The organism is Leptospira broomii serovar Hurstbridge str. 5399 (genome assembly GCF_000243715.2).
GTDB classification, from domain to species: Bacteria; Spirochaetota; Leptospiria; order Leptospirales; family Leptospiraceae; genus Leptospira_B; species Leptospira_B broomii.
Map to the genome: position 1 here is coordinate 1,076,193 of NZ_AHMO02000008.1, position 26,874 is coordinate 1,103,066.

Genomic DNA, 26,874 nt, shown 5'->3' on the forward strand with positions numbered 1-26,874 from the left:
CGGGGCGGCGTGGGATCCATCAGTTGGAATTTCTCGTTCTTTAGTTTCCACGTCGGCACTCCTAATTATTTACTAATTCGCGTTACCATTTCAGAGACTAGTTTGGACGTGAAGTCCACGAGCGGAAGAGCCCGATTATAATCCATTCTCTGCGGTCCTATAATTCCCATAGAACCGATCCTTTTTTCTCCCATCCGATAACTCGAAGTAATAATGCTTACTCCACCCATCAGACCGTCTCCATCCTTACCGATGACGGTGTAGACTCCGTCATGGTCGGCGTATTCACCGAACATTTCCCGTAAGAATCGTTTATCATCCAAAAGAGAAAGAACTTGGTTGAGTTTCTCCTCTTCGTCCCTGAACCTTCCATAAAGATTTTTTAAACCGTCTATGTAAACGCTCACTTCCGAATTATCCGGGGTCATCGCAGCGGAAAGGACTCCTGAAACTCTTGAAAAATCCTCCGGCCCGTCTTTCCGTTTCAAAAGATTCGGTATAACCGATTCTTGAATCTCGAACATATCGTAGCCTTTCGCATTATCATTCAGATATTTCGAGATCTGATACAATTCTTCCTGACTATAATTCCTATCCAAGAAAACGTTCCGATTTACTACGGCCCCGGAACGCATAACCATGATCATTAATACTTCATCGCCATGAACATGGATTAATTCCACATGTTTAAGAGTATCCAAACTCTTAGCCGGCCCTAACACAATCCCCGCCGAATTGGATAGACTGGCCAAAACACTTGCAGTAGCCCTAAGTATTTGGTCCAGTTTGAACTGCATTTTCAGGTATTCCTCCTGAATTCGTTGCTTCTCTTTAATCGTTAGCTCGTACAAAACGACCAAAGAATCCACGTAAAACCGATATCCTCTTTCGGTTGGAATTCTTCCGCCGGAAGTATGTCTTGATGCTAAATAGCCCATATCTTCGAGTTCTTTCAAAACCGATCGGATTGAAGCCGGCGATAAGCCTATATCGTGCTTGTCGAACAATGTTTTGGAACCGACCGGGCGGTTTTCCACGATAAACTCGTCCACAGTAGCTTTAAGAATCATCCTATGTCGCTGCGAGAGTTCCATGTCTTGTTCTCTTTAGCACTCTGTTCATTAGAGTGCTAAACCTTGATTCAAGTTTCCAAGAAACGTCAAAAAAAGTCAAGATTTTTGGATTTAAGAGGCCCCCTAGATTGAATCAATGAGCAGGAGAACTTTTTACCTGAAAATAAACGGAAAAAGCTCCGATTCAAATTGAAAAAACGACATAATCTCCAAGAAACCGAACTTCGAGAGAATCTAGTAAGTCAAATGCCGATATTCTATTAAAGGTCGAAGTACATCAAGACCTACCGGTTAAAGTCGATTACTTCGATTCAAACTAACTTCGCAAAACCATGCATTAACCGTCGCTCGTCGACGTTTATATTTTATCTTCTCGTCAGAAACACTTGGGAAGAATGGAATATCATCTTAAATAAAAGAAAGACGGCAATAAGGGGAAGCACATGCTCTCGAAACTCAGATTCTACTATTTCATTTCATATTCTATTTTCAGTTCGATTCTGCTCGCGATTGTTCTTTCCGGCTTATACGCGTTAGGGGCTTTGGCAAAAGAAAATGTTATGACTTCGATCATACTTTCTGGCGTATCGCTACTAGCCCTCTCGGTCGCAATGGGAATCTTCTCCGGCACTTGGTTGGCCGGCACTTTCTTCGAACTCCAAAACGCGTTCAAGGAGGTGAGCAAAGGCAACTTAAGCGTAAGAATCTCCACGAATTCTAAAGACCTACTTTTTGAACTTTTTGAAAGCTTCCACAAAATGCTGAACGGACAAGCGGAACTCATACATCGGATTCGGACCGCGGCTTTAGAATTAGCTTCCGGTTCTAAGGAAATGAAAACGGTAATAATTAATTTCGGATCGAATATTCAATCTCAATCGGCGGCGACGGAGCAAGTTTCCGCTTCCATTGAGGAAATTTCCGGCGTTGCATCGTCGATATCCGGTATCACGGGTGAAAATTCCAAAAGTATGGGAAGTTTAGTTGCCGAAGTCGAAAAGCTTTCGAGAGCGATAGAGAAAACGAGAGGGGATGTGGAAGGTATCCTAACTTCGTTTAAAGAAATTTCCCGTCGAGCCGAGTCGGGAAGGAATTCCCTTCAATATATGAACGGGGCAATGGATAATTTAGCGACTAGTTCGAAGGAAATTTCTAAAACTGTCAGTACCATCGCCGATATAAGCGAGCAAATTAATATGCTCTCGCTAAACGCAGCTATCGAAGCGGCAAGAGCCGGGGATGCGGGAAGAGGGTTTGCCGTAGTCGCTGAAGAAGTTTCCAAGTTAGCCGATAGAACCGCCAGGAGTATTCGGGGAATCAGCGAGCTGGTTAAGAAAAATCGAAATGATATGCAGCAGGGAATGGAAAGAATCGGAGAGACGACTCGGGAAATTCAGGAGATCGTCGGAACGATCGATCGGATCTCGAAGCAAATGGGGGAAATGTTCCACGCTGTGGCTGCGCAACAACAACTTAGGAACGCGGTTTTAAAGGAAGCCGATTTCGTCAGGGGTAGTTCGGAAGAAATTCGGAACGCCGTTTTGGAGCATAATGAAGCCACGAGCGAGGTCGTAACTTCGATCTCTTCTATCGGAAATCTCGCAGCAAACAACTCGGAAAGCAGCGATGTACTTGCGCAGAGAATCACCGATATCGCGAATACTGCACATCGATTGAGCGCTATGGTAGAATTATTTAAAACCCCCGAATTTCAGGAGCTAGATCAGAATTCGGATACTCGGATGGACGATCGCAAACATGAACTGCAATTCAAGTCCGAGATTGGAAGCGTCTATTACGCCAAGAAACTGGGATTATTGGATATTGTGTGGACTCCCCAATATAGCGACGAAAAGTATAAAGAGATATTGTCCGCCGCTTTAGATGTGGTCAGAAAGCATCGTATTTCCAGATGGATGGCGGATACGAGACGTATTGGAATCGTATCTGCGGAAGGACAACAATGGGTAAACGAAATTTGGTTTCCTGAAGCGAACCAATCTACTTTACGTAAAATAGCGCTCGTTATTCCCGAATCGGCCCTTGCAGCCATGTCCATAGATAATAAATCGATGAAATCCGGAAGCATCCAAATGTACAATGCCGGAAGCCGGGAAGAAGGGATCGAGTGGCTTCTAAAAAATTAGATCGATCGTTTTGCCCCCTTTTAATTCTTTGAATGATAACTAATACATAATGATAAACGAGATTAGGATAAATGGAACAGTTTGAAAATGTAACGGTTCTCAAGAAAGCAAACGTATATTTTAACGGACAGGTTACCAGCCGTACTCTCCTTTTTGCAAATGGGGAAAAAAAGACTCTTGGAATACTCATGCCCGGCGAATACGAGTTCGGAACCGACGTCGGTGAAATCATGGAAATAACCGAAGGCGATTTGCTGGTGTTACTTCCAGGAAATGAAAATTGGCAAGAAATCAAAAGCGGACAGTCCTTTCAAGTCCCGGCCAAATCTAAATTCAAATTAAAAGTAAAAATGGTCAGCGATTACTGCTGCTCCTATTTATAGAATAAAGTCGCCTATAATTTTCAATTCGGTTAGCACGTAGTAAGTTAAGCGAATTGAAAATTCTCATGTAGGATCGTGTTGACAAAAAAACGGCTCCGTCGTACAGATAGTGCCGAGTCTGCCTAATCCGAATTCATTCGGAGCGGAGGAACCAAAATCCGGGGCTAACCGTCATTGCACGGGGGATATCTCTCAATCCCAGCCCGTCAGCTAACTTCGCAGGCATGGAGAGAAGACGATCAGGAGGGTTCTCCTCCGGACTTCTTCCTGCTCAAACTATCTTTGGCCGAATCATGAGTCTGAGGCTTTAAGCTTCAAATATGATTTGATCCCGAAGAAAATTTAAATAACGGAGGATCGCCGGATGAATCAGAAACTGGTTCGAAGCATACTAGTATATGCTTTCTTTCTAATCATCTTTGGATTAGGGATTTTTGTTTCTCTCGATCTCGGAAAATCGTTGGAAACGAATCTCCTTCCTTCGGTAAACGGAGGGAGCGAAAGATTAGTCCCGCCCCTTGAAATTCTATCCGAATTGGGAAAGAACCTAAAACAGCCGGTGGCGATGCTGATTTTGCAGTTGCTTGTCATTTTAGGAACGGCAAGAGTTTTAGGATCTTTATTAGCGTTTTTAGGACAACCTTCCGTTATCGGCGAAATCATCGCAGGAATTCTTTTAGGACCGTCGTTTCTAGGAATGTTCTGGCCGGAAGCTAGCGATTTTCTATTTCCGAAAGAATCCCTGAAGATTATACAAGCTTTGAGCAATGTGGGACTTCTTCTTTTTCTTTTCTTGATAGGGATGGAATTGAATTTAAGCGTATTGGGAAAGAAAGCTCACGACGCCGTAGTCGTCAGTCATGCGAGTATTCTATTCCCGTTTTTCCTTGGAACCGCCTACTCGTTGACATTGTACGGGGATTTAGCTCCTAAGGGAATTTCCTTTTTGGTCTTCGGATTGTTTATGGGAATCGCCATGAGCATTACCGCCTTTCCGGTCTTGGCGAGGATCGTGCAAGAGAGGGGTCTAACAAAAACTCCTCTAGGAACCTTAGTTATTACGTGCGCCGCGGCGGACGACATTACGGCTTGGTGCATTTTAGCGGGAGTAGTTGCGATCGCCCAGGCCGGAACGTTCGCAGGAAGCATCGCTACGTTGGGATTAGCGGTAATTTACGTTATCATAATGATCTTGGCCGTCCGTCCTTTAATGAGAAAAATTTCCTCGATCTATCCGAGTAAGGAAGCATTACGACGTCCTGTCACCGCATTCGTATTTATGATTTGGCTTCTTTCGGCATACGCAACGGAGGCTATCGGGATTCACGCCTTATTCGGCGCATTTTTTGCTGGAGTAATTATGCCTCCGCAGCTAGAATTCAGGCGAATGCTTTCCGAAAAGATCGAAGACGTAAGTTTACTTTTATTGCTTCCTTTATTCTTCGTTTCTACCGGACTAAAAACGCAAATAGGATTGTTAAGTAGCGGGAATCTTTGGTGGATCTGCTTTGGAGTTATCGGCATCGCAATTGTCGGCAAGTTTCTAGGCAGCGCCGTTGCGGCCAAGTTAGTCGGACAAAGCTGGAAAGATAGTTTGGCTATCGGCGCTCTAATGAATACTAGAGGATTGATGGAATTGGTCGTATTGAATATCGGATACGACCTAGGAATTTTATCCAAGGAAATCTTCGCGATGATGGTTCTGATGGCGTTAGTCACGACCTTTATGACCGGCCCTATATTAGATATACTTGATCTTAGATTCTTTTCCAGGATCGCCGAATCGCCGACCGCTAAGAGAAAAATTTTGCTTTCGTTTGCCGCTCCGAGTTCGGGAGTTCGATTGCTGGAATTGGTATCTTATTTATTTCCGGAAACTAAGAAGAAAAATCCGGATACTGAGATTACCGCGTTGCACGTCACGTCCAGCGGAGATTTGACGCCGACAGAAGCCGAAACGATAGAAAAGGAAGTTTTCTCTTCTCTAGAGGAAAAAGGTCGCGAACTTGGATGGGGTTTCAAAAGAATCTATAAGAATACGTCGCTGGTAGCGAAAGAAATCCTGAATCAAACAAGGCAAGTTCGACCGAATCTACTTTTGATAGGGAGAGCCCATTCCATATTCTCCAAAAAAGATACCGTAGGCCGAGTTCGGTTCATCGTCGAAAATTCGCCGTTTCCCGTAGGTATACTGATCGATCGCGGATTTAAGGATGCGCGCAGGCTCCTCTTTCTTTTTTCGGGAAATCGCGACGCTTTTTTACGGGAATATTTCGAGTTTTTCTCGAATCTTTCCGGAAAAGAGAGCACAATCCTATGGACCGACGGCTTAGCTCCAAAATGGGCGACTAGCTTACCTAAGAAAAGTTCGCGATATCGGGTGAAATTACTTCAAAAACCGGAGTCCGAACTTACGCAGGAAGATTGGACTCATTACGATTTGATCATAGCAAGTTGGGATTATTATAGAGAAATAGAATCTACGGAATTGGCATCTCAGCTTCCGAGTATCTTGATTCTCACTAGTTAGAGGAGGGAAGATGAAAGTTTTGGTATCGTTCGCAAACCCGAAAATGGGCGCAAAGTTATTCGGGCTTGCAAGAGCTCTCTTTTCCCAAGCCGGCGATTCGCTTTCCATAATAGCTCTTCATGTGGTTTCGGTGGAATCCGAAACCGAAGGATTTCCTAGATTAGAGGAAGACGAGATTTTCAAAGCCGTAAGAGAAGAAGCTGCAGGTTGCGATTTTCAATTTGAAACCGTCGGCTTTCCATCGGATTGGGTCGTACCTGGAATTGTTGAAATTGCAAAAAGTAAGGAAATCGACTTACTTTTATTAGGTGCAGCTCGTTCTTTGTTTTCGGAAGGTCTATTGGGGGGAAGAGTCGGCGATGTTTTGCGAAAACTCTCGTCGATCGATGTAGCAGTGTTAGCCGATAACGGACTGCACTCGCCGATCGAACCGGTCATCTTAGCTCCCGGATTAGAATCGGCCGCAATATTTCCTTTATTAAGAGGCCTTCCCTCCTTTTTGAAAAATTCGATCCCGGTTTTTTCCGGCTCAAGGCAGGAGGACTTTGGCCTTCATGGCTCTCATTCGTTTCGCCCTTGGTTACCTTTTTCACTAGCACCGGACACCAAAAAGAATCTCGCGATCCTGGATTATGAAACGTACAAATCCTTTCATTCGATTTTGTTGGCTAAAAAGGATCTCTCCTATTTGATTTTACGAAGAAGCTTCTGATAGAATCGAACACAAACCGAATCCGCAACGTTGCAAAAGATAAAAAAGACAGATCGCAAAGGCGACTCGCTTGAAATTCTAAAATAGGAAATATAATTTCGAAGTATAACTCGCGGCAATGCCTAAAATGACGATCACCCAGGACGGCATATTCCAAAAAACGAGCAGTGCAAAAAGCGAGAGCATGATTGCAAAATCCAATGCTGAAAGAATCGCGGAAGTCGAGAGAGGATTGTATAAAGCGGCAAGAAGAATCCCGACGACTGCGGAATTAATCCCGGCCAATATTCCTTGCATTTTCATATTTTTGCGAATCGAATTCCAAAAAGGTAAAAAACCCAGAATCAACAAAAACGCCGGAAGAAAAATAGCCGTCGTTGCAATGAGCGAGCCCCTAACTCCGTCGATGGTGGCACCCAAATAGCTGGCAAACGTAAATAATGGTCCGGGAACCGCTTGAGCAGCACCGTAACCGGCAAGAAAAGTCTGTTCGGAAATAAGGCCGCTCGGAACTAATTCCTTCTCCAAAAGAGGAAGAACTACGTGACCTCCCCCAAAGACTAAGGAACCGGATCGATAAAAGCTATCCATCAAAGAAGCCCAAGGACTTGTCGTCAGTTGGCGAAGTAATGGAAACAGTAGCAATAAGCAAACAAAACTGACTAGACATAGAATTGCAGTCGATCTCTTCACATTCACTTGGACCGTCGGGACATCTTCTACTTTAGATTCGGTAAAAAGAAATCGCCCTAGGAATCCTGCTGCGACAATAAGAGCGATTTGGCTAACGGCAGTCTGCCAAAAGGATAAGACGACGGCAGCAGACAAAGCAATCAAAGTATGATTCCAAGTCGTGATCAGTTTTTTCCACATCAAGAAAATCGCTTGGGCCACCACCGCCACGGCAACGACCTTCAAACCGTGAATCCAAATTGCATTTCCGAAATCATAACGCAGCAAAAGAAAGGCAAAACAAGTAAGCGCAATTGCTGAAGGCGCCGTAAAACCTAACCAAGCGGCGATCCCGCCTCCGATACCGGCGCGAATCGTTCCTATTGCAATACCTAATTGGCTACTCGCCGGACCGGGAAGAAATTGGCAGAGCGCGACAAGATCCGTATACGACTTCTCATCCAACCATTTTTTTACGACGACATATTCACGATGGAAATACCCGATATGAGCTATCGGCCCTCCAAAGGAGGTTAGTCCCAATTTCAGGGAAACGAGGAAAATATCAAAAATTTTACCCAGATCGCCGTCCTTATTATTAGCCGACATGCTTTCTTAAATTCAGGATCAAAACTAAATGACTACCCTTTTCCGATTCCATTTTTTACAATTTATCAAATTTCCTCCATTCTGACTCGAAAACAGAAAGCGAATGGGGCCTCAAAAAAGAGATTTCAAAGCATTAATAGACTGTTCCCAAAGAAAAAAATGAAAGTACTGATTATTTTTTAAAAAATTCTTGCCCAAAAAGGAAACTAAGATTTACAAATATCCTTTTTTAGGATATTTGTAAATCAATGAACCCGGACCCATCGCTAAAAAGAAACCTATGTTTTGGAATTTTAACTCCATTACTTTTCATTCTCCTATGTATTGCAGGCTGTAAAAAGCATAATAGTCAAGCATGGTTATTCTTAGGCCTATTATCGTCTTCTTCATTACCTATTCAGGATGCATTAGGACTCTCTCAAATGGCGTATTTGAAAGCTCCTAATACATCGAATAACGATCAATTCGGATACTCGGTCTCAATCGACGGGGATACGATCGTAGCCGGAGCTCCTTTCGAGGATAGCAATACGACTTCGATCATTCAAGATTCTAATCTAAGCTCCACCAATGATAACGGAAATGATACGGGAGCGGTTTATGTATTTGCTCGATCCGGTCCCAAATGGACTCATCAGGCCTATTTAAAAGCGCCCAATGCATCCAACACGGATAATTTTGGAACTTCCGTTGCGATCGACGGAGATACCATTGCAGTAGGATCGAGTGGAGAAGATAGTAATACTACAACGATCATTAACGGACCCAATCTAAGCTCTACAAATGACAGCGGTAATAATGTAGGAGCAGTATATATTTTCATAAGAAACGGAACAACCTGGACACACCAAGCTTATCTAAAAGCACCCAATGCATCCGACGTTGATCAGTTCGGATCTTCCTTATCAATTAGCGGAAATACCGTCGTCGTAGGGTCGAGCGGAGAAGATAGTAATACTACAACGATCATTAACGGATCCAATCTAAGCTCTGCAAACGATAGCGGAAATAATGTAGGAGCTGCGTATGTCTTCATAAGGAGCGGATCGAACTGGACTCATCAAGCCTATCTAAAGGCGCCCAATGGGTTTAACTTGGATTCATTCGGGAACTCCGTTACGATTGACGGAAACACAATTGCAATCGGCGCAAAAATGGAAAGCAGTACGACAACTTCAATCATTCAGGGAACCGATTTATCGGCAACCAACCGAAATGGAAGCGGAAACGGAGCCGTTTATGTATACTTCAGATCGGGAACGACTTGGACTCACCAAGCTTATCTAAAAGCATCTAACGCGTCAAACTCGGATTTATTTGGAAACTCAGTCGCAATCAAAGGAAATACTATCGTAGTAGGTTCGCCATTCGAATCTAGCGATACAAACTCGATCGTTCACGGACCTAATCTCAGCGCCACAAACAACGCAGGTTCGAATAACGGTGCGGTTTATGTATTCGAGAGAGTCGGAACGATTTGGAATCAGGATGCATATTTGAAAGCGCCGAATTCATCGAATCAACAAACCTTTGGAGCTTCGGTTGGTATTTTCGGAAATCGTATCGTCGCCGGAGCCCCGGGAGAAACGAGCACGACTAACTCCATCATTCATGGAAGCGATTTAAATCCCACGAATCGAGAGGGGTTCTTTAACGGGGCGGTCTATGTATTCGAAAGATCTGGAGCTCAATGGTCCCACCGAGATTATCTAAAGCCATCCAATAATACCAATGGAATTTTCTTCGGTGGCGCTACGGCAATTTCCGGAAATACGATCGTAGCGGGAGCGTTAGCCGAAAGCAGCAACAGTAACTGGATAATTAACGGTTCCGATTTAAGTTCCGCGAATAAAAACGGAGCCAATAACGGAGCCGCGTACGTGTTCGGCTTATAAATATGAAGGAAATGATCAATCGAACCGCTTTACTCAAAGGAAGTCTTATAATCGGGCTCTTTCTTTTTATTCTTTTCGGCTTTCAAGTATATCAGTTCAAAAAATCTCATGCAGCTTTATTAGAAGAATTACATAAACTACAGCTAAATTTAGGCAAATCCTTCGACGGAAACGATCCTTATATTAAAAACGAAGTAAAAAATACAATCCTAAAGAATGCCGGAAAAATCCAGGCTTGTTACAACGTGTATCTAGAGACAAGACCGAAGACAACGAGTGGAATAACTCAGGTCGACTGGAGAATCGACATCTATGGAAACGTACTTATTCCTGAAATTGTACGGTCTAATTTTACGGAAGAAAAATTTCAAAAATGTCTGACGGATAAAATCTCTTTATGGACCTTTCCCCCTCCGCCGTTCGAAAAATATGTTTCCCATAGATTTTCCTTCGCAAAGAGATAATCGTTTCTAGCGCATTCTTTTATTGTCTAATGCAGAACAAATTCTTTCTTACGGTCGTACAGTCCGTGGCTGCAGTTCCCGTATCCAAAGAAGTGGAGTCCACCGCCGAAAGGCTTCCGTAATGTGCATTATTAATATAGCTCGGGTACGGATTCGGAAACCATTCCTCGTACGTGCCGACCGTCATACATTGAAAAGACGCTGTTTCCGTCCAATCCGACTTTAAGCCGGTCCAAATTCCTCCACTCGCTCCCATTCCCAAAGGATTCGTTAAATTCCCCGAAGTAAAATAGAAGATAGGGACTTGAGCATGCGTTTTAAACAGAAGTGTTAAAGCGTCGCTGCCATAATAGCGAGTGTTTGCCAGTAACACCCAATTATGATTATTATTGCAATTGGGCGTGGATGGAAGACCGCAATTCGCAGTCGACGTAATCGCTCTAAGAACCGTACCTGTTTGAACGATAATCAAAGCCTTATAACTACCGGGTAATGAAGCAGGTTTTTCCGAAGCACAAATTGCGTCGGCCCCCGGAACTCCACCGAAGGTTCCAAAATATCCGATTCCACCTTGAGCTTGGTTAGTTGCTACAAAGGTACATTTATCGATATCGACCGTTGCTACTTGAAGAGTCTGACTTAATCCTTTATCCGTTTGAGTTGCGACTAAGGGATAATTTTGATCTAGGCAATCGTTATCGATTGCGTGTGCGATCGTAACCGTCGCGCTCGGACTCGAAGACGAGAGAGTAATGCTAGTAGGAGAAACAGTCATAATCGGACTGCTAAAACTCAAGTTATAGGTAACTGGAGAATCCAACGTAGTGGTCGAAACGATTGAAACCACCAAAGAGCTGTTTTCAGTAACAGTCGCATTAGATTGAAACCGAATCGGAGTTACGCTTATTGCGGCAATAATATTAGGTAAAAAGGCTCCCAAAGGACTTTTACTGGAATCCAGTTGCATCGGTTTTGCCTGGTTGCAATGAATCGCAAGGGCGACGTATAAAATAAGAAGGCCCAAAGTTTTAAAATTATACAGTTTCATTTTAGCTTCTCCCTGAAAATTCATGCTATAGCTCGAATCTTCCAATCACCCAAAGAACTCGATTTTGAAATCGGTTTCCCTTACGTAAGAAATAAAAATTTGTATTAAATGATAGTAAGGAAATTACGGATCTGAAGAAGAAAATCAGCCCCCGCGAGTTTGAATACGGCCTTCCTAAGTTCAGCCAAAACCCTTGAGGATTTATGCAATTCAGATGCGATAGAAAAGATTTGAGAATAGTTGCGAGAAAAGCCCGTTTGCCGGTAATTTTCATAACCTTCCTCCGATTGTTTTCGCTTTTAGGGAATCCCCTAGAATAAACAATACAACCCAAGGAATAAAATTTTGACCTATTTTTAATAATGCGGGTATTTTTAATTTAGAACTAGTTCTAAATTATATGATTCTTGTTATTCGCGCTACCTGATCGGAAAATAAAAATACAAAATTCGAACCCAATTTATCCCGTATCCCCAGCGTTAAGGAGATCTAACGCAAAGTAAATTGTAATAGTTACTGCAAGATGAAATCCCATTATTCGCCGTTTTACCGTTTGTCGAAGATGCCAAACCCGCTTTACCGGTCTCGCTCGAATTGTTTGAAGTCCAATCCTTACAATTATCCTGAGGAATGCCCGATGAGATATTTAAAGTCCAGTCCGCGTTTACTCCAGTCCGATGTCGGCTAAAATCCGAAAGAGTAGACTGAAACGAAATTCGAACTTCTATTAGAAATATTTTTTTATATTATCCCAAACGGGGTATAACAAATTATTCAAAATTAAGATATTCTATTTTATCATAAAACTATCTTTTTTGAATTTTCTTAGAGCAAAACAGGGTACCGATTCTTTACAAATCGTTAAAAAAAATTTTGAGGAAAAATCGGATCAGGCTGCCGGAGCTTTTTGCCGCAGTTTTTGAATTTCCCGTCGAAACGATTCGTACGGATCGCCGTCCTCTTCTTTACCGTTTTGCGCGGAAATGGACGTAGATTTTTCATGTCCCTTATTGGAAGAAAACCAAGTGTCGATATATTTTATGACCCTCGTAATACGAACTCTAGACTCTTCTTCTTCCGCAGTTCGGATCTTATTTTGCAAAGACCCCAAGCGTTCGGAAAAAACTTTATGAATTTCTCTGGCCTTCGTTCGAAAGGATTCATCGCTCGAATAGCAAAGAATTTGGTCGTATTTTTCTTTGCTACCTTCCCAAGTAAGCAATACGAATTTTTCCCGTTCGAGTATTTGATAAAAAGTGTCCGCGGAAAATTCCGATACCAATGCTTGAATATCCGCAGCTAACGGCGGATGCTTCTTCTTAAAATAATATTCGTCCAGCAAAGATGATAACTTGGATCGTTGATCGGCATGACGAATTTTCTCTTCTTCTTTCAGTCTTTCTTGAACTCTTGCCTGCTCGTCTTTTTTGGCAATTTCGAGATTCTTACCTTTTAAGAAATTCTGCTGAATGCGAATTTTATCTTTTGCCTGCGAAAAAAAGAAATCTTGAAAAATTCTACCGATACCTATCAAATCCAGAATCGGATAGAACCACGGAAAGTATTCCATATATCCTTTTCGTAATACTTTTCCGTATGCTTTCACGAATTCGGATTCCTTAAAGACGGATTTTATTTGGGGTTCATGTGCTTCGATTAGCTGTCGAATGCATAAAATTTTCCATGCTTCGACGACATGAGCGCCGCTTAGACTCAAAACAATCTGTCTTACGCTTTCGGGATTTTTATGTAAGAACGCATGGATCGTTCCGCCTTTTGCTTCCCAAGTCGCATAGGCAATTTCGAGGTCGTCCAATAACATTCGTTTTAGATCGTCCGGGAAATACCGGAATTCCTTATCGGGGATAAATAAAACTTTCCGATCCCAACGAACCGCTTCCGCTAATAAGCCGCGTTTAATCTCCTGAAATTGATTTCGTTCTTTTTCGGAATGCTGTCTCTGCATTTCCTTTTCCGCAATTTCCGCCAAAGTCCGTATTAAAACGACTCCTAACATTCCCGAACTTCCGAGTCCGGGATTGCCCGACTGCAACGCTTGTGAAAATGCCTCGGCTCTTGCTACGCGAAACTTTGTGGTCTCAGGATGCGAAGGATCGGAATAATAAAATTTTTCCTCCATTGCTATTCTTTGAAACGCTTCTGACAGTATATGACGAAGAGCTTTCATTCCTTTAGTCTGAATAAAGTCGTCGATATATTCGATGATTTGAATGGCTTCTTTAGTGTTTTTTAAACTGAAAAGACCGTAACCGGGAATGTCGACAACCCTTCCTTTCTTTGTAAGGTCGTCCTCTAATTCAAAAAGAAAATCTTTTACGAATTCAGGACTGGGAAGAATGGAGAATGTCTCGTCGTGAAAAGCTTCTCGCAGATAAAGAAAGAGCTGGGGAAATGGTTTTTCTTTCCTCGATTTAGTTTCCCAATCTGCCTCGAGATTTTCCCACACGACGGGCTTTGTTAATTCCGGCTTGCGATCGAGATATCCTATCAAAGAAATAACGGATACATCCAACAGCTCTAAATAAATTCGACTTAGATCCAGTGATTCCCCTTCGGGAAACGCCGCAAAACAAGGTCTGGGTGTAGGTTGCTGCTCCAGTTCATCACCCATAAAATATGCTAATTGCGAAACCGTTCCATCCTCGAGAAGTCGCTTTAGATGTAGGTCCATTTCTTTCTGAGTCAATTCACCGACTTCCTGCACCCGGTGATGAGGCTCGAATAGATGGCGTGACTTTGCGTTTTTATAAGATGTGGCGGCGGCTATCGCCTTATACAAGGAATGAGTTACCTTGTCGTTCATGTAATAGCTTACGACTTCATTCAGCTTTTTAACCCGTAAAAAGCCCTGGAGAAGAGGATTACCCGTACTAGGATCTAACGGTCTCGAATCTTTTACAGTCATAATGAAAGTCCGATCCTGTTCGTTCTTTCAGATTTTACAATCCGTAAGAACTTGAATAGGTTCACTAATAAGCATTCGCTACAGAATCTGCCGTCATCATATCCCTACCTGTGGCCGCTTCCACCAAAAACTTATTTTTGCCCTGATTTTCATTAACTAGCCGCTAGATAGAAGTATCTATGCCACTAGATGCCGACTAATCCTCTTGACGGGGTCGATTGAGAACCTTTCCTGGAAGCTGGAATGCAACTTAGTAAACAATCTCCCTTTATTCCCAGAAAAGTATTATTAGTTATTTTGGACGGTGTCGGTTACTCTCCCAGGGGGCGAGAATTCGGAAATGCAATTGCAGCGGCAAAACTTCCGTTCTTAAACAAACTGTGGAACGATGCTCCGACCATTCATTTAAAAGCTCACGGAACTGCGGTAGGAATGCCGTCGGATGAGGATATGGGAAATTCGGAAGTCGGTCATAATGTACTTGGCTGCGGAAGAATCTTCGACCAGGGAGCGAAGTTGGTGAATAACTCGATCGCTAACTCCTCGTTATTCGAGGGTGAAGCCTGGAAAGAAATCGTAGGGAATTCCAAATCAAAAAGCTCCACGTTGCATTTGATCGGGCTCTTTTCGGACGGGAACGTCCACGCTCATATCGATCACACGAAAGCTCTTATAGAAAACGCGATTAAAGTCGGAGTACCGAAAATTCGGCTCCATATTCTGCTGGATGGAAGGGACGTACCTGAAAAATCCGCACTGGATTATTTAGTCCCATTCGAAAAATGGCTAAACGAATTAAGAAATAGCGGGAAGGATATAAAAATAGCGTCGGGTGGCGGAAGAATGACGATCACTATGGATCGTTACGAAGCGGACTGGTCCATGGTAGAGCGCGGATGGAAAGTTCATGTCAAAGGCGAAGGAAGGCAATTTCCCGGAGCCGAAGCCGCCATCCAGACTTTCAGAAACGAAGACCCGCTCGTCATCGATCAATATCTTCCCGCTTTCGTGATAGCGGAAAATGGAAACCCTGTAGGTCCGATCATCGACGGTGATTCGGTTGTATTTACGAATTTTCGCGGAGATAGGGCCATCGAAATCTCTCAAGCCTTCACACAAAAGAATTTCGATAAGTTCGATCGAGGACCTCTACCGGATGTTTGCTATGCTGGTATGACTCAATATGACGGAGATCTAAAATTGCCGGAACGATTTTTAGTCACTCCGCCCGCAATAGGTAGGACATTAGGAGAGTATATGGCAAACTCCGGCATTTTACAGTATGCGTTATCCGAAACGCAAAAATACGGCCATGTCACATTTTTTTGGAACGGAAATCGATCCGGGCATTTCGACGTTTCGAAGGAAGATTATAAGGAGATCCCGTCGGACGTTATTCCTTTCGATCAAACTCCTGACATGAAGGCGGAAGCAATTACCCAGGAATTGGAGAAAGTGCTTTCGGAAAATAAGCACGACTTCTACAGGGTCAATTACCCGAACGGAGACATGGTAGGCCATACGGGAAATTTTGCGGCTACTGTTCAGGCTATGGAATTTCTTGACGAATGCATGAAACGACTTTCCTTAGTGTGTGCAAAACAGGGAATCGTTCTCGTAGTCACCGCAGATCACGGCAATGCGGACGAAATGTATCAGTTGGACAAAAAAGGAAACGTTCAAAAGGACGCAACCGGACGTCCTGTTCCGAAAACATCCCATACTCTAAATCCAGTTCCTTTTAGCGTTTTAGATCCTAGCGGAAAGCTTTCACTCAAGCAGAATGTTCCGAATGCGGGATTGGCAAACGTAGCCGCGACTTTATTGGATATCATGGGCTATCAAACTCCTGAAGGATATCACGAAAGCTTACTAGCAAAATGACCGGTCTCTTGAAAATAGAAAAGGAAAAGAATTGAAGTCAATATAACCTCGTAGTTCTCAGTTATTTGACTCTATGGAACAAAATGTCAACGATAGACTTAATCATATTAGGCATTCTTATTAAGCGACCGATGAACGCCTATGAGATCGTGCAGTATGTAGAGAACGATCAAGTCGATAGGATGATCAAAATAAGTGTCCCGGCGATTTACAAAAGTTGCAAGAGACTTTTCCAAGCCGGTTACTTGATCGGAAAAACCGAAAAAGAAGGGGAAAATCCCGAAAAAGTAATCTACTCGATCAATGCGGCTGGCAAAAAATATTTCTACGAACTGATTCGGAATTTTTCATCGAAAGTGCAACCGTTCTATATCGATTTTAACGCGGTTATTCTAAATTTAGATCGACTCGATCGAGAGGAGGGTTTGGCGACTCTTCTCACCTTAAAAAAACAGATTTTCGCCTGGAAAAAATGGATTCTTGAACATGAAAAGGATATGAAATCCGCACCGTTTCCGGTAAAAAGCATCATTAAACAGTATAGAATGACATTTAGCGCATTATTCGACTGGATAGAACAAACGATTCGTGAATTCAAAAAAGAGTAGCTTTTTTTGGCCTATTGCTATACTGTATAGTACTATATAAAATATCACTATACAGGGGTAAAAACTTTATGAGCAAATTCGTTACATATTTCTTGTACCCGGCGCTGCTATCCTTAAATATTGGATTTATAACAGCCGTCATTGCATTTGGTTGGGAATTAAAGTATGCCTTCGTATGGATTAGCGCGTTCAACGCGATCGCTTTATTGATCGTTGAATTCGCGTTTCCGCTTAAGGAAGAATGGAGGATGACCAAAAAATCCTTCGTGCGAGACTTAAAATGGATGTCCGTAACAATTCTCTCGATAAATTCCGTGAAATTCTTTTTTGCATTTATAGCGATTTCACTAAGCCGAGAAAATAAAGGTTTATTTCACGATTCACCCTTCATTATTGAAGCGATTGTAATCGCGGTAGTTTTCGAATTCGGGCAATATTGGTATCACAGAATAAGCCACGAAGGAGAAGGTTGGATCGGTAGATGGCTTTGGAATGTTCATGCCGCTCATCATTTACCCGATCGAGTTTATCTTCTGATGCATCCGGTCCTCCATCCGATCAATACTATAATAATACAAGCTATCATCCAAGGAACCTTCCTTCTAATAGGTTGTCGTCCGGAATCTATCTTCGTATTTAATGTCCTGCTTGGATTACACGAATTATTTTCGCACTTCAATGTGAATATAAAAGCCGGGCCTCTAAATTATATTTTTATCGGAACCGAACTTCACAGGTTTCATCATAGCGCAGATTTGAATGAAGCTAAAAATTACGGGACGTTTCTGAGTCTTTGGGATATTGTATTTGGAACTTTCGTTTATCAGCCGAAACGGGTTCCGGAAAAGCTCGGTGTGCCTGAGCCTGCAAACTATCCGGATAGTAGCCGGCTGATAGCCGTAATGTCGCTTCCGTTTACAAAATTACGGAATAGTCCCGAGCTATAAAACGAAAACGGTTATCGTAAAAATCTCTATTGATTCGTATTTCCGGAATAAATATCCGTGACTCCTTTCGGCAGCAGGTAAAATTTAGCCCTTAGAGACGAACGAATCGAGATGTCATATTTACTTTTTAAATATTTCCTAACGTCGCTTCTAATCGTATTAATATCGGAAGCTGCGAGAAGAAATGAAAGATTGGGCGGCTTTTTAGCTGCCCTCCCGATCATAACGATTTTAACGTTAATTTGGCTTAAGATCGATAAGGCTTCGTCCGAAAAAATTTCAAACCACGCATACTATACGTTTTGGTATGTCCTTCCAACGCTTCCTATGTTTTTAATTTTTCCGAAATTAAATCAAAAATTCGATTTCTGGCCGGCATTAACTATCTGCATAACTGGTACAATCTTACTTTTTTTTCTTTTCGGATATCTTTCCGGTAAATTCGGCATTAAACTTCTTTAATTTGTCAGGGGCATTTTTTTCTAAATCCTGTTTTTTAGAAGCCTAGGAGTTGAAACGAAAAAGAAAAAAACTTGAAACTCGTAAACGAGTGATTTAGAATCCGCTGACAATTTAGGGATAAAAAATGGCGGAACACTTAAGATGAAAAACTTCCTGAGAACTCCCGAAGAAAATTTTGTTGATCTTCCAAACTATCCATTCCGGTCGAACTACGTTCAGCTAGATGAATTCAGGATGCATTACCTGGATGAGGGAAATTCGAATTCAAAGGAAACATTTTTACTTTTGCACGGCGAGCCTTCTTGGTCTTTTTTGTATCGCAAAATGATTCCGCCTTTAGTGAACGCAGGCTATAGGGTCGTGGCGCCCGATTTAATCGGATTCGGAAAATCGGATAAACCGACTGATCCGTCAATTTTCACGTATAAACGGCATGTAGAATGGCTAAAATCCTTTTTGAATCAGACAAACTTGGACAATCTTACTCTTTTTTGTCAAGACTGGGGAGGTCTGCTCGGGCTACGAGCAGTCGCGGAACTTCCGGATCGTTTTCTTAGAGTCTGCGCGGGTAATACATTTTTACCCACAGGAGATATCCCGCCGAAGGAAGAATTCTTAAAATGGAGAGACTTCTCTCAAAAAGTAAAATCTCTTCCAATCGGAAGAATTATACAAAACGGATGCATTTCCAAACTTTCGAAAGATATAATTAATGGATACGAAGCGCCTTACCCGGACGAGACTTACAAAACAGGGGCTCGAATCTTTCCGACTTTAGTGCCCATAACACCTAACAACGATGCATCTATCGATAACCGAAACGCTTGGGATGTTCTCAGACAATGGAAGAAGCCCTTTCTTACCGCTTTTAGCGACTCCGATCCAATCACCAAAGGCGGGGATATTTTCTTTAGAAGGGCTGTTCCGGGAGCAAAGGGTCAAAAACATACTACGATCGCAAATGCGGGACATTTTCTTCAAGAAGACAAAGGAGAAGAATTGGCCGCTATTCTAATCGAGTTTGTTGAAAGTAATCCGCGATGACGCCTATGATTTAGTCTATATTTTGATCAACTCCCTCAGATCTCGTAATTTGAGATTCGTCCAGGCTATTCATTTGAGATAATCCACTCCAAAGTATTTCGGCGGCACGACGAATTATCCTTTGATCCGGAAAGCCTGATTCATCCGACTGCAATCGTACCAAACCAAGAAATGAGCCGATAACTAGCGATGCACAGGTATCGGAAAAATCATCCGCATAATCCGATCGAAAATAAACTGCAAGCTTGAATTTAAGTCTGAGAAAATCCGCCAAGCTTTCCGTATCCAAATGCGCGGAACTAAAAAATCGATTTAGAAAAAAGAATTCGCTGGGCCTCTCTTTAGAAAAGGAGCTGATCCCTGTCCAAAGTAAGAAAAATTTCTCTCTTCTATCCGAGTGGTCTCCGATTTCCCTTTCTAAGAAAGACAAAAAATCGGAAAGACACTTTCGAAACGACTCGTTAAAGAGATGGTCTTTATTCCGAAAGTTTCGATAAATTGTCCCTACCCCGATCTTTGCACGCAAAGCAATATCCGGAATATGAGTTTCAAAAAATCCCTTTTCCGAAAATAATTGAAGCGCTGCCGCAATAATTCGTTCTTTCGACTTTCGCAGAGGGAAGTCCCTGCCTATTAAATTTTCTCTTCCTCGAACCGAGGAAGAAGTTTCTTTTTCAGCGGAACCATTATCTAAATAGTAGTGGTAGACTTCCGCTATGTTTTTGTCTTTCATCGTTGCACCGGTAGAGCATCGCTTTGTAGTTGTTTATATCTTTTACTAACGTTATCTTTCTTTATTGATAAAGAAGTTTGTAAAAAACTAAAAACTCTACTCTCTCTGTCAAGAATGAAAGATTTTTTACGTAAATAAACAATCTTCATTCCAGAACAGAATATTACCGTACTGGCACGAAGAAAAACTTTCCATTCAAAGTCGATTTATTCCTCGCTTGATTCTTATCAACAGAATCGAAGAAGATTCTATTTTTTTATTACATCTACCGAACGAAATTATGATGCGATACGCAAGATTAATAGGTAACTCTTTAAATCGTTTATGTTTTTTGAATCAAGAATTCCAATCTTATATATCAGGAGTGCAGACATATAAGATTGGAATCTATGCGGAAAATAAAAAAAGGGACTCCGATATGGAGTCCCCAAATTTGCTATACATGGTACCGAATGTAAAAAATAAACCTCAACGAGGTTTGCTGATTGCGTAACTCGCTAATGCGGCGACGTTTCTTGGAGTAAAGCGGATGGATTGTACGAGCAACCGATTCAAAAACCCCGGAATCGTAGATGGACCATCTCCCAATTTGGAGAGACAACGATCCACAACCTCCTCAGGAGTTGACCAGATTCCGAAAGGCCCGGTTCCATTATAACCTGCATTCTCTTGAAATTTTGTCTTCGTATATCCGGGAGATAATGATATTACTTGAACTCCGGTTCCCCTTAGTTCTGCCCAAAGAGCTTCCCCGAAAAGTAAATTAAATGCTTTTGTCGCTCCGTATGTAGCAAAGAAGGGTGTCGGCTGATAAGCCGCAATACTAGCGAGAAAGACTAAACCGCCCTTGCCGCGTTTTTTCATAGCTGGGAGAAATTTTCCGGTAAATGCCACCGGAGTTCTACAGTTTAAATTCACCATTTTGGTCTCGTAATTGGAATCTAGTTCCTCAAAATATCCATATGTTCCGAATCCCGCATTATTAATTAATAATCCGATCGGAATCCGAAGTTGATCCGTCAGCATCGATACTTTTTCCGCTGCATCCTCGGCGCTCAAATCCTGTGCAATGGTTTCAACCCTAATTCCATAGTTTGACCTAAGTTCCTTCGCCACTCTTTCCAGTTCTTCTTTCCTGCGAGCAACCAGCACTAAATCCAATCCTTTTGCAGCAATTCTCCTCGCAAAAGTTTCTCCTAAACCACCGGAAGCTCCGGTAATTAAGGCAGCCCCGCCAAAACGATCCTTCCAATTTTGTTTATTCATTGGACTTTCCTTCCTACTTCAAAGTCGATCATTAATGAATGAATATTCATTCCGTACAAAAAACAAGTTTTTTCCGATAACCGATCGAATCTTTTGATCATAAATTTGTAATTCTATCGATGAGAAAATTCGTTACGATTTCGAAAATACGGGAACCTAAAAAAATATCTAAGTTCGACGATACTCTGAATAGCTAGTTCCGGAATATTGAAACGGTTCCGCCTGAGGATTCCAATTCGACCCCGATAAGCATTAAAGGCAAAAAGCGCCGATTATTTTTGCCAGTGACGAAACGTACCTATTTCAAGAAATCCTAATTTGTCGTAGATGCCCTTTCCCATTTTAGTCGCTTGAAGAGTAAACGGGAGTGGAGACTCATTCTCTGCTATTATCTCCACTACTAATCTAGAGGCTATTCCTCGATTGCGATAAGATGGAGAAGTGGTGACGGAATACAATCCGATGGACTCTTGATTTTGAAATGTAAAGGCAGTGGCAACCATTTCATCTTGGAGGAAGGCGGCGTAGAAATGAAAAGCTTCGTCGGACAACGCAATACGGTATAAATCGCTCTCATCCATAGATCCAAAAGCGTCGTTGACCAAAGATAACCAAACTTGTATTTCACCGCCGTCGGTTAATCTTTTAAATGTAATGCTTGGATCCGATGGCTTTTCTTGAAGCACAAACCGATTCGAATCGGGAAGGAACATCCCAGCTTGAGATTCGTATATATTATAATTCAAACTCAATAAAGCTTCGGTTATTTCTTTATCTTCCTCCCAACTAAGAACTAGTTGATTTCCTACCGAGTGAATAAGCTCGGGTAACTCGATTAATAATCTGTTTTGCGGAAGTTGACCGGTTTTTAAAATAATTCTTCGAAGCCAGTCCGAGTATCGATTCGGAAAAAAAGAATACGTTTGCCCCCTAATCGGATCGCTTTGCGATAACTCGGAGAATCGCTTATGCAATTGGAAGTAGTTGTTAAAAACGATTTCGCGACGATGCATATCCAAAGAAAAAATCTCGCTAAATTTCCGAACTTAATCGAACTAGGACGCGATCCCTCTCCAAAGGATTTCTCCGGCGCGAAGTAAAGCTTTTTTATCTAGTTTGACGAATCCTCCCTTTGCAAGCTTTACCATACCGACAAACGCGCCGTAACATAGAGATACCAATTCCATCGAACCTAGTTCGGTTCGAACTTCTCCGCGAGATTTCGCATCCTCAAGGAATGCGGCTAAGTGCTGCATCGTTTCCGAAGTAACTTTTCTGCTTTCTTCATCCAAATAGGGAGAATGCGAATGCAATTCTAAAAATTCGAACGATTCCGGATACTCCTGATAAAAATTTCCCAATGCCTTCCATAAATGAAAAAAACGTTCTTTTGCCGATGCATTCTTGGGAAAACCCTTCTGCAACGCATCATGAAATTTTAATTTCCAAAAACGATACAACTCGTTTACGAGTTCTTCTTTGCTTTTATAATAACGATATATTGTTCCCGCTCCAATTCCCGCTTCCTTAGCGAGCTCGGGCATCGGTGTTGCCGCAAAACCTCTCTCCGTAAAGAGGCGCAGAGCAGAACTGAGAATTCTTTCTTTTTTATCCTCCGGATCTCTAACCGCCATTTATCTTTCCATCCTTGGTTTATGGTACTGATCCAAAATATTCGACTTCCCTATTCAAAAGTACTCCGCATTCTCGTTCCACTTTTTCCTGAACCGTTTTCACAAGAGTATCAACGTCGCTTGCCTTGGCGCTTCCGACATTTACGATAAAATTGCAGTGCTCCGGAGAAATTTGCGCCCCACCTACAAGTTTACCTCTCAATCCTACTCGATCTATATATTGCCAGGCCTTTATTTCCACTCCGTTTTCGAACTTTTTTGGATTTTTGAACATTGAACCCGCGCTCTTTTTATTCTGGGGCTGGGAAGAATTTCGTCTATCTCGCTTTTCCTTCAAAGAAGCTTCGATCTCTTCTAGATCTCCCCGTTTCAGTTGAATTAGTGCGGATAAGATGACCGAATCTTTCTTTTCCAGAAATTCCGTGAATCTGTATCCGTGAAGAATTTCCTTCGGGGTTCGTTTAATAATTTCATCGTTACGTATGAATTCTACCTCTCGAATTAAGTCGAAGAATTCCCCTCCGTAACACCCCGCATTCTGAATCACTGCTCCACCCGTCCAACCGGGAATCGTGCTCAAAAATTCGGCGCCCGTATATCCTTTCTGCGAAATTTGTCGGAAGATCGGGGTCGTGTTTGTCGCAGCGCCGACTCGAAATAAGCCGTCGCCCAGATCGTCATATTCCTTAAATACCCCGTTTAATCGTAATACGGTTAAATCGTTAGGATGATCGGAAATCAGTACGTTCGTTCCTCCTCCTAAAATTTTCCATGGCATTTCCAAACGGGAAAAAATCCGGAGTATTTCTTGAATCTGCTCGGCAGATTCGGGTTCGACGACGACAGGACATACTCCACCGATCTTAAACGAGCAATGTACGGAGAGGTCTACGCTTTCCCTAAATGGAATTCGCTTTTGGGAGAAGGACTCTTTTAACTCCCGAATTTGAGCTAAAGCCAGAATGGGCACTTTTTTCAGGTTTCCCTTAGATAATATACAGGCAAGAAAAAAGTCGGGAAGGAAAAAAACCGCTCATGCTTCGTAGGCAAGGGTCCGAACTTTCTTTTAGGAGACGGCATATGTTCTACCTACTATTGCAATCGGTATATCAGGATTATGCTTCCGGGAGATCCGACTGGGATACTTATTTTGATTCCGTCATCAACCTAGCGCTTGATCAAGAAAAGCTTGCCGGGCTAGTTTAACGACTTCTTAGATAATCTATAAGTTGTTTAGCTATGTCTTGCTTTGAAGCGGGACCGATTTCTTTTTTCGATCCATCTTTTCCGAAAACAGTAACGCTCGTATCACGATCGCCAAAACCCGTATCCTCTTTGCTTACGTAATTTCCGACGATATAGTCCAAGTTTTTACGCTGCAATTTTCCGATTGCATGTTCTTCAAGCTTATGGGTCTCAGCGGAGAAGCCGACTAAGCGAGTATTCGCATACTTCTCCGCAGTCACTTTGGCGCTGACCGAAACCAAAATATCCGGGTTCTTAGTTAGTTCCAATGAGATAATTTCAGTCCCGTCTTCTTTCTTGATTTTAGCCTCGCTACTCAAGAGCGGACGAAAATCCGCAGGCGCTGCGGCCATAATTAAAACGGTATTAGAGGCCATTTCGGTAAGTATCGCTTGTTGCATCTCGGAAGTGGTTTCGACGGATATTACGCGTGCCCCTTTAGGATTTGAATATTCCGGTTGAGTCAAGCCTCGAATATAAACGATATTATCCGACCAATCCAACGCCGATTCCGCAATGCAAAAACCCATCTTACCCGACGAAGCGTTGGAGATAAATCGGACTGGATCGATCCATTCCCGAGTCGGCCCGGAACTGATTACAATTTTCTGAATATTCATTTTATATAAATCTTTAGAATCGATTATACGAATTTAAGATAAGCTTCTAGAATTTTTGCCTGAATCAGGGCTATGTCGGCCAACTTTCCATATCCTTCGTCACCGCAAACGACTACACCTTCTTGAGGGTCCAGGATTTTTACGCCGTCTGCCTGTAGTAATTTCAAATTTCTTTGGGTACTCGGATGCAGAAACATATTCGGATTCATAGCTGGAGCGATCAACACCGGACAATTCGCCGCAAGATACGTGGAGGTTACAAGATCATCGGCGATTCCGTTTGCCATTTTTGCGATAATGTTCGCAGTCGCAGGTACTACCGCAAATACCGCGGCGGAATTACGTGCGTCTATATGGGCCATTCCTTGCTCATATTCGTCGACTCTAACTTTCTTTCCCGTTAGTGCCTCAAAGGTAATAGGACCGATGAATTTGGTCGCGTGCTCGGTCATAATGACCGAAACAGGATACCCTTCTTTGGTTAGATTTCGAACTAATTCGCAAGTTCTGAATGCAGCGATACTTCCCGAAACTGCAATCAAGATATCCTTCTTGTTCATGTTAATAGAATTTCCTATTTACCGGCGAGTTACAACCTAAATCGCGAAAGAGGAAGGTTGCGATTGTCGAGTGAAGCGAACGGTCATAATCTTATTCCCGTCCATCTTCTCCACTCTCAATTTCCCTTCGGGAATCAGAACTTCCGTCCCTTCCTTAGGCATATCTTCCAATTTATCCAAGATAAAACCCGCGATGGTTCTTATGTCGTTCAGCGTTTCTTCTTCAATACCGGTTAGGATCTCTTTCAGCTCGTCCAATTCGGTCTCGCCGTCGATATCAAACGCATCGGGAATATCGCTAGGCACCGGATCCGTTTCATGATCGTCGGTTTCGTCCCTAATCTGGCCGAAAACTTCCTCTATGATATCTTCGAGAGTTAGCAATCCCGACACTCCGCCGTACTCGTCGATAACGATTGCCATATGTTGATTCGCGCTTCTTAATTTCTGCAGTACCTTCTCGATCGACATATTCTCGGGCACGAATATGGGGGGTTGCATGATATTCGTAACTTTCGCTTTCTTATTTCTTTTAGGGGAAGAAAGCCATGCGAGAAATGCTTGGACATGAATGATTCCGATGATCTTGTCCGTCGTTCCTTCGTAAACAGGGTATCTAGAGAAGTGATGTTCCGCAATGACCGATAAGACTGCTTCCATGGACATATCTGCGGGAACACCCACAATACTCAATCTGTGAGTCATAACGTCCTTAGATAGATGTTCCGAAAACTGGAAAGTATTTTGGATGATCTGGAATTCTTCCTTATCGATCGTCCCTTGACGATTTTGCTCCTGAATTAAAATCATCAATTCTTCGGGAGAATGAATGATTCGATGAGCATCTTCCTTAAATCCGATCGATTTTAAAATCAGAGACGTCATTCCATTTAAGAAAAACGTAATCGGATAAAAAAGGTAATAGAAAAAGAAAATAGGAACGCTTGTTAGCAATGCGATCTGTTCCGTTTTCTGGATTGCAATCGTTTTCGGGAGCAGTTCACCCAAAAGAATATGCAAAAACGTAATTAACGCGAACGAGAGCGCAACTGCGAGACCATGAACAGTCAATTCCGAAGCCGGATATCCTATGAATCGAAAAATCAGTTCGATCCATCCGGACAAATACCCTTCCCCAACCCAGCCCAATAGAAGGCTTGCGATCGTAATGCCGACTTGGCATACGGAAAGCATGTCGTTTAACATCGATGCCGCTTTTTTTGTAAGCAGTGCGAGCGGACGATTGTCTCGAATCATCTCTTCCAAACGGGAAGGCCGAATCGATACTAGCGCGAATTCAGCGGACACAAAAAAGCCGTTTGCAAAAATAAGAATGAGAATTACGAAAAAGCCGATCGCGTCCATCAACGGTTCGAATTTCCGAAAAATTTTTGAATTAAGTTTGTAAGGCG

General features: G+C 42.5%; 24 protein-coding genes and 1 riboswitch. Of the genes, 12 read left to right on the plus strand and 12 right to left on the minus strand.

What is annotated here, in order from left to right; translation table 11 throughout:
• Positions 1-65 precede the first annotated feature (65 nt).
• Positions 66-1,094: a heat-inducible transcriptional repressor HrcA gene (hrcA, locus tag LEP1GSC050_RS10595; protein ID WP_010571188.1), complete on the minus strand. Its 1,029-nt coding sequence runs from the start codon at positions 1,092-1,094 to the stop codon at positions 66-68.
• A 422-nt stretch (positions 1,095-1,516) separates the two neighbouring features.
• On the opposite strand from hrcA, the gene LEP1GSC050_RS10600 reads away from it, so the two are divergent.
• The 4 genes from LEP1GSC050_RS10600 to LEP1GSC050_RS10615 all read left to right on the plus strand — a co-directional run bounded on the left by LEP1GSC050_RS10600 (position 1,517) and on the right by LEP1GSC050_RS10615 (position 6,845).
• Positions 1,517-3,220: a methyl-accepting chemotaxis protein gene (locus LEP1GSC050_RS10600; RefSeq protein ID WP_010571189.1), complete on the plus strand. Its 1,704-nt coding sequence runs from the start codon at positions 1,517-1,519 to the stop codon at positions 3,218-3,220.
• A gap of 71 nt (positions 3,221-3,291) precedes the next feature.
• Positions 3,292-3,603 (plus strand): pyrimidine/purine nucleoside phosphorylase, encoded by a 312-nt coding sequence (gene ppnP / locus LEP1GSC050_RS10605; protein WP_010571190.1) that lies wholly within the window; start codon positions 3,292-3,294, stop codon positions 3,601-3,603.
• A 109-nt stretch (positions 3,604-3,712) separates the two neighbouring features.
• A riboswitch (cyclic di-AMP (ydaO/yuaA leader) is annotated at positions 3,713-3,842 on the plus strand.
• Between the two features lie 125 nt (positions 3,843-3,967).
• Positions 3,968-6,133, plus strand: coding sequence for a cation:proton antiporter (locus LEP1GSC050_RS10610; protein WP_010571191.1), 2,166 nt, complete (start codon positions 3,968-3,970; stop codon positions 6,131-6,133).
• 10 nt (positions 6,134-6,143) lie between these two features.
• A complete protein-coding gene (locus tag LEP1GSC050_RS10615; protein WP_010571192.1) occupies positions 6,144-6,845 on the plus strand; it encodes a universal stress protein in 702 nt (233 codons plus the stop codon).
• Positions 6,846-6,923: 78 nt separating this feature from the next.
• Here LEP1GSC050_RS10615 and chrA read toward each other — a convergent pair whose 3' ends face one another.
• Positions 6,924-8,126: a chromate efflux transporter gene (gene chrA, locus LEP1GSC050_RS10620; protein ID WP_010571193.1), complete on the minus strand. Its 1,203-nt coding sequence runs from the start codon at positions 8,124-8,126 to the stop codon at positions 6,924-6,926.
• A 248-nt stretch (positions 8,127-8,374) separates the two neighbouring features.
• Here chrA and LEP1GSC050_RS10625 point away from each other — a divergent pair, with 248 nt between their 5' ends.
• Both LEP1GSC050_RS10625 and LEP1GSC050_RS10630 read left to right on the plus strand, forming a co-directional pair.
• Positions 8,375-10,021: an FG-GAP repeat protein gene (locus LEP1GSC050_RS10625; protein ID WP_020987466.1), complete on the plus strand. Its 1,647-nt coding sequence runs from the start codon at positions 8,375-8,377 to the stop codon at positions 10,019-10,021.
• 2 nt (positions 10,022-10,023) lie between these two features.
• Positions 10,024-10,485 (plus strand): AgmX/PglI C-terminal domain-containing protein, encoded by a 462-nt coding sequence (locus tag LEP1GSC050_RS10630; RefSeq protein WP_010571195.1) that lies wholly within the window; start codon positions 10,024-10,026, stop codon positions 10,483-10,485.
• A gap of 19 nt (positions 10,486-10,504) precedes the next feature.
• Here LEP1GSC050_RS10630 and LEP1GSC050_RS10635 read toward each other — a convergent pair whose 3' ends face one another.
• Together LEP1GSC050_RS10635 and LEP1GSC050_RS10645 are read right to left on the minus strand one after the other, a co-directional pair.
• The gene (locus LEP1GSC050_RS10635; protein ID WP_040911615.1) at positions 10,505-11,533 is read right to left on the minus strand and encodes a DUF1554 domain-containing protein; all 1,029 of its coding nucleotides are present in this window, start codon (positions 11,531-11,533) and stop codon (positions 10,505-10,507) included.
• 889 nt (positions 11,534-12,422) lie between these two features.
• Positions 12,423-14,459 (minus strand): hypothetical protein, encoded by a 2,037-nt coding sequence (locus LEP1GSC050_RS10645; RefSeq protein WP_010571198.1) that lies wholly within the window; start codon positions 14,457-14,459, stop codon positions 12,423-12,425.
• 243 nt (positions 14,460-14,702) lie between these two features.
• Between LEP1GSC050_RS10645 and gpmI the strand changes: the two genes are divergently transcribed.
• The 5 genes from gpmI to LEP1GSC050_RS10670 all read left to right on the plus strand — a co-directional run bounded on the left by gpmI (position 14,703) and on the right by LEP1GSC050_RS10670 (position 19,404).
• Entirely contained in the window at positions 14,703-16,343 is a 1,641-nt protein-coding gene (gpmI, locus tag LEP1GSC050_RS10650; protein ID WP_010571199.1) for a 2,3-bisphosphoglycerate-independent phosphoglycerate mutase, read from the plus strand.
• 83 nt (positions 16,344-16,426) lie between these two features.
• Positions 16,427-16,951, plus strand: a complete 525-nt coding sequence (locus LEP1GSC050_RS10655) for a PadR family transcriptional regulator (protein WP_010571200.1) — start codon at positions 16,427-16,429, stop codon at positions 16,949-16,951.
• 68 nt (positions 16,952-17,019) lie between these two features.
• Entirely contained in the window at positions 17,020-17,898 is an 879-nt protein-coding gene (locus LEP1GSC050_RS10660) for a sterol desaturase family protein (protein WP_010571201.1), read from the plus strand.
• A 111-nt stretch (positions 17,899-18,009) separates the two neighbouring features.
• Positions 18,010-18,360: a DUF3147 family protein gene (locus LEP1GSC050_RS10665; RefSeq protein WP_040911282.1), complete on the plus strand. Its 351-nt coding sequence runs from the start codon at positions 18,010-18,012 to the stop codon at positions 18,358-18,360.
• Between the two features lie 141 nt (positions 18,361-18,501).
• Positions 18,502-19,404, plus strand: coding sequence for a haloalkane dehalogenase (locus LEP1GSC050_RS10670; protein ID WP_010571203.1), 903 nt, complete (start codon positions 18,502-18,504; stop codon positions 19,402-19,404).
• 10 nt (positions 19,405-19,414) lie between these two features.
• Here the strand turns inward: LEP1GSC050_RS10670 and LEP1GSC050_RS10675 are convergent, their stop codons facing one another.
• From LEP1GSC050_RS10675 to murB, 5 genes are all read right to left on the minus strand, one after another.
• A complete protein-coding gene (locus tag LEP1GSC050_RS10675) occupies positions 19,415-20,137 on the minus strand; it encodes a TetR/AcrR family transcriptional regulator (protein WP_010571204.1) in 723 nt (240 codons plus the stop codon).
• A gap of 468 nt (positions 20,138-20,605) precedes the next feature.
• Positions 20,606-21,403 (minus strand): SDR family NAD(P)-dependent oxidoreductase, encoded by a 798-nt coding sequence (locus tag LEP1GSC050_RS10685; protein ID WP_010571206.1) that lies wholly within the window; start codon positions 21,401-21,403, stop codon positions 20,606-20,608.
• 272 nt (positions 21,404-21,675) lie between these two features.
• On the minus strand, positions 21,676-22,416 hold the full coding sequence (locus LEP1GSC050_RS10690; RefSeq protein ID WP_020987219.1) for a GNAT family N-acetyltransferase: 741 nt from the start codon (positions 22,414-22,416) through the stop codon (positions 21,676-21,678).
• Positions 22,417-22,458: 42 nt separating this feature from the next.
• The gene (locus LEP1GSC050_RS10695) at positions 22,459-23,037 is read right to left on the minus strand and encodes a TetR/AcrR family transcriptional regulator (protein ID WP_010571208.1); all 579 of its coding nucleotides are present in this window, start codon (positions 23,035-23,037) and stop codon (positions 22,459-22,461) included.
• A 19-nt stretch (positions 23,038-23,056) separates the two neighbouring features.
• Positions 23,057-24,007 carry a UDP-N-acetylmuramate dehydrogenase gene (murB, locus tag LEP1GSC050_RS10700; protein ID WP_010571209.1) on the minus strand — a complete coding sequence of 317 codons (951 nt, stop codon included), beginning with the start codon at positions 24,005-24,007 and terminating at the stop codon, positions 23,057-23,059.
• A gap of 110 nt (positions 24,008-24,117) precedes the next feature.
• On the opposite strand from murB, the gene LEP1GSC050_RS21205 reads away from it, so the two are divergent.
• Entirely contained in the window at positions 24,118-24,243 is a 126-nt protein-coding gene (locus LEP1GSC050_RS21205) for a hypothetical protein (protein WP_016550745.1), read from the plus strand.
• On the opposite strand, the gene LEP1GSC050_RS10705 is transcribed toward LEP1GSC050_RS21205, so the two are convergent.
• The 3 genes from LEP1GSC050_RS10705 to LEP1GSC050_RS10715 are packed head-to-tail and all read right to left on the minus strand — an operon-like array spanning position 24,240 to position 26,827.
• Complete coding sequence (locus LEP1GSC050_RS10705) at positions 24,240-24,902, minus strand: phosphopantothenoylcysteine decarboxylase domain-containing protein (protein WP_010571210.1); 663 nt, start codon at positions 24,900-24,902, stop codon at positions 24,240-24,242. The genes LEP1GSC050_RS21205 and LEP1GSC050_RS10705 overlap by 4 nt on opposite strands.
• Positions 24,903-24,925: 23 nt before the next feature.
• Positions 24,926-25,462 (minus strand): phosphopantothenoylcysteine decarboxylase, encoded by a 537-nt coding sequence (locus LEP1GSC050_RS10710; RefSeq protein ID WP_010571211.1) that lies wholly within the window; start codon positions 25,460-25,462, stop codon positions 24,926-24,928.
• A gap of 36 nt (positions 25,463-25,498) precedes the next feature.
• Positions 25,499-26,827, minus strand: coding sequence for a hemolysin family protein (locus LEP1GSC050_RS10715; RefSeq protein WP_010571212.1), 1,329 nt, complete (start codon positions 26,825-26,827; stop codon positions 25,499-25,501).
• Between the last annotated feature and the right edge of the window lie 47 nt (positions 26,828-26,874).

Bases quoted from the DNA above. Each gene is read 5' to 3' on its own strand.
- hrcA (WP_010571188.1), bottom strand. From the start codon at position 1,094: ATGGAACTCTCGCAGCGACATAGGATGATTCTTAAAGCTACTGTGGAC.
- LEP1GSC050_RS10600 (WP_010571189.1), top strand. From the start codon at position 1,517: ATGCTCTCGAAACTCAGATTCTACTATTTCATTTCATATTCTATTTTC.
- ppnP (WP_010571190.1), top strand. From the start codon at position 3,292: ATGGAACAGTTTGAAAATGTAACGGTTCTCAAGAAAGCAAACGTATAT.
- LEP1GSC050_RS10610 (WP_010571191.1), top strand. From the start codon at position 3,968: ATGAATCAGAAACTGGTTCGAAGCATACTAGTATATGCTTTCTTTCTA.
- LEP1GSC050_RS10615 (WP_010571192.1), top strand. From the start codon at position 6,144: ATGAAAGTTTTGGTATCGTTCGCAAACCCGAAAATGGGCGCAAAGTTA.
- chrA (WP_010571193.1), bottom strand. From the start codon at position 8,126: ATGTCGGCTAATAATAAGGACGGCGATCTGGGTAAAATTTTTGATATT.
- LEP1GSC050_RS10625 (WP_020987466.1), top strand. From the start codon at position 8,375: ATGAACCCGGACCCATCGCTAAAAAGAAACCTATGTTTTGGAATTTTA.
- LEP1GSC050_RS10630 (WP_010571195.1), top strand. From the start codon at position 10,024: ATGAAGGAAATGATCAATCGAACCGCTTTACTCAAAGGAAGTCTTATA.
- LEP1GSC050_RS10635 (WP_040911615.1), bottom strand. From the start codon at position 11,533: ATGAAACTGTATAATTTTAAAACTTTGGGCCTTCTTATTTTATACGTC.
- LEP1GSC050_RS10645 (WP_010571198.1), bottom strand. From the start codon at position 14,459: ATGACTGTAAAAGATTCGAGACCGTTAGATCCTAGTACGGGTAATCCT.
- gpmI (WP_010571199.1), top strand. From the start codon at position 14,703: ATGCAACTTAGTAAACAATCTCCCTTTATTCCCAGAAAAGTATTATTA.
- LEP1GSC050_RS10655 (WP_010571200.1), top strand. From the start codon at position 16,427: ATGTCAACGATAGACTTAATCATATTAGGCATTCTTATTAAGCGACCG.
- LEP1GSC050_RS10660 (WP_010571201.1), top strand. From the start codon at position 17,020: ATGAGCAAATTCGTTACATATTTCTTGTACCCGGCGCTGCTATCCTTA.
- LEP1GSC050_RS10665 (WP_040911282.1), top strand. From the start codon at position 18,010: ATGTCATATTTACTTTTTAAATATTTCCTAACGTCGCTTCTAATCGTA.
- LEP1GSC050_RS10670 (WP_010571203.1), top strand. From the start codon at position 18,502: ATGAAAAACTTCCTGAGAACTCCCGAAGAAAATTTTGTTGATCTTCCA.
- LEP1GSC050_RS10675 (WP_010571204.1), bottom strand. From the start codon at position 20,137: ATGAAAGACAAAAACATAGCGGAAGTCTACCACTACTATTTAGATAAT.
- LEP1GSC050_RS10685 (WP_010571206.1), bottom strand. From the start codon at position 21,403: ATGAATAAACAAAATTGGAAGGATCGTTTTGGCGGGGCTGCCTTAATT.
- LEP1GSC050_RS10690 (WP_020987219.1), bottom strand. From the start codon at position 22,416: ATGCATCGTCGCGAAATCGTTTTTAACAACTACTTCCAATTGCATAAG.
- LEP1GSC050_RS10695 (WP_010571208.1), bottom strand. From the start codon at position 23,037: ATGGCGGTTAGAGATCCGGAGGATAAAAAAGAAAGAATTCTCAGTTCT.
- LEP1GSC050_RS21205 (WP_016550745.1), top strand. From the start codon at position 24,118: ATGTTCTACCTACTATTGCAATCGGTATATCAGGATTATGCTTCCGGG.
- LEP1GSC050_RS10705 (WP_010571210.1), bottom strand. From the start codon at position 24,902: ATGAATATTCAGAAAATTGTAATCAGTTCCGGGCCGACTCGGGAATGG.
- LEP1GSC050_RS10710 (WP_010571211.1), bottom strand. From the start codon at position 25,462: ATGAACAAGAAGGATATCTTGATTGCAGTTTCGGGAAGTATCGCTGCA.
- LEP1GSC050_RS10715 (WP_010571212.1), bottom strand. From the start codon at position 26,827: ATGGACGCGATCGGCTTTTTCGTAATTCTCATTCTTATTTTTGCAAAC.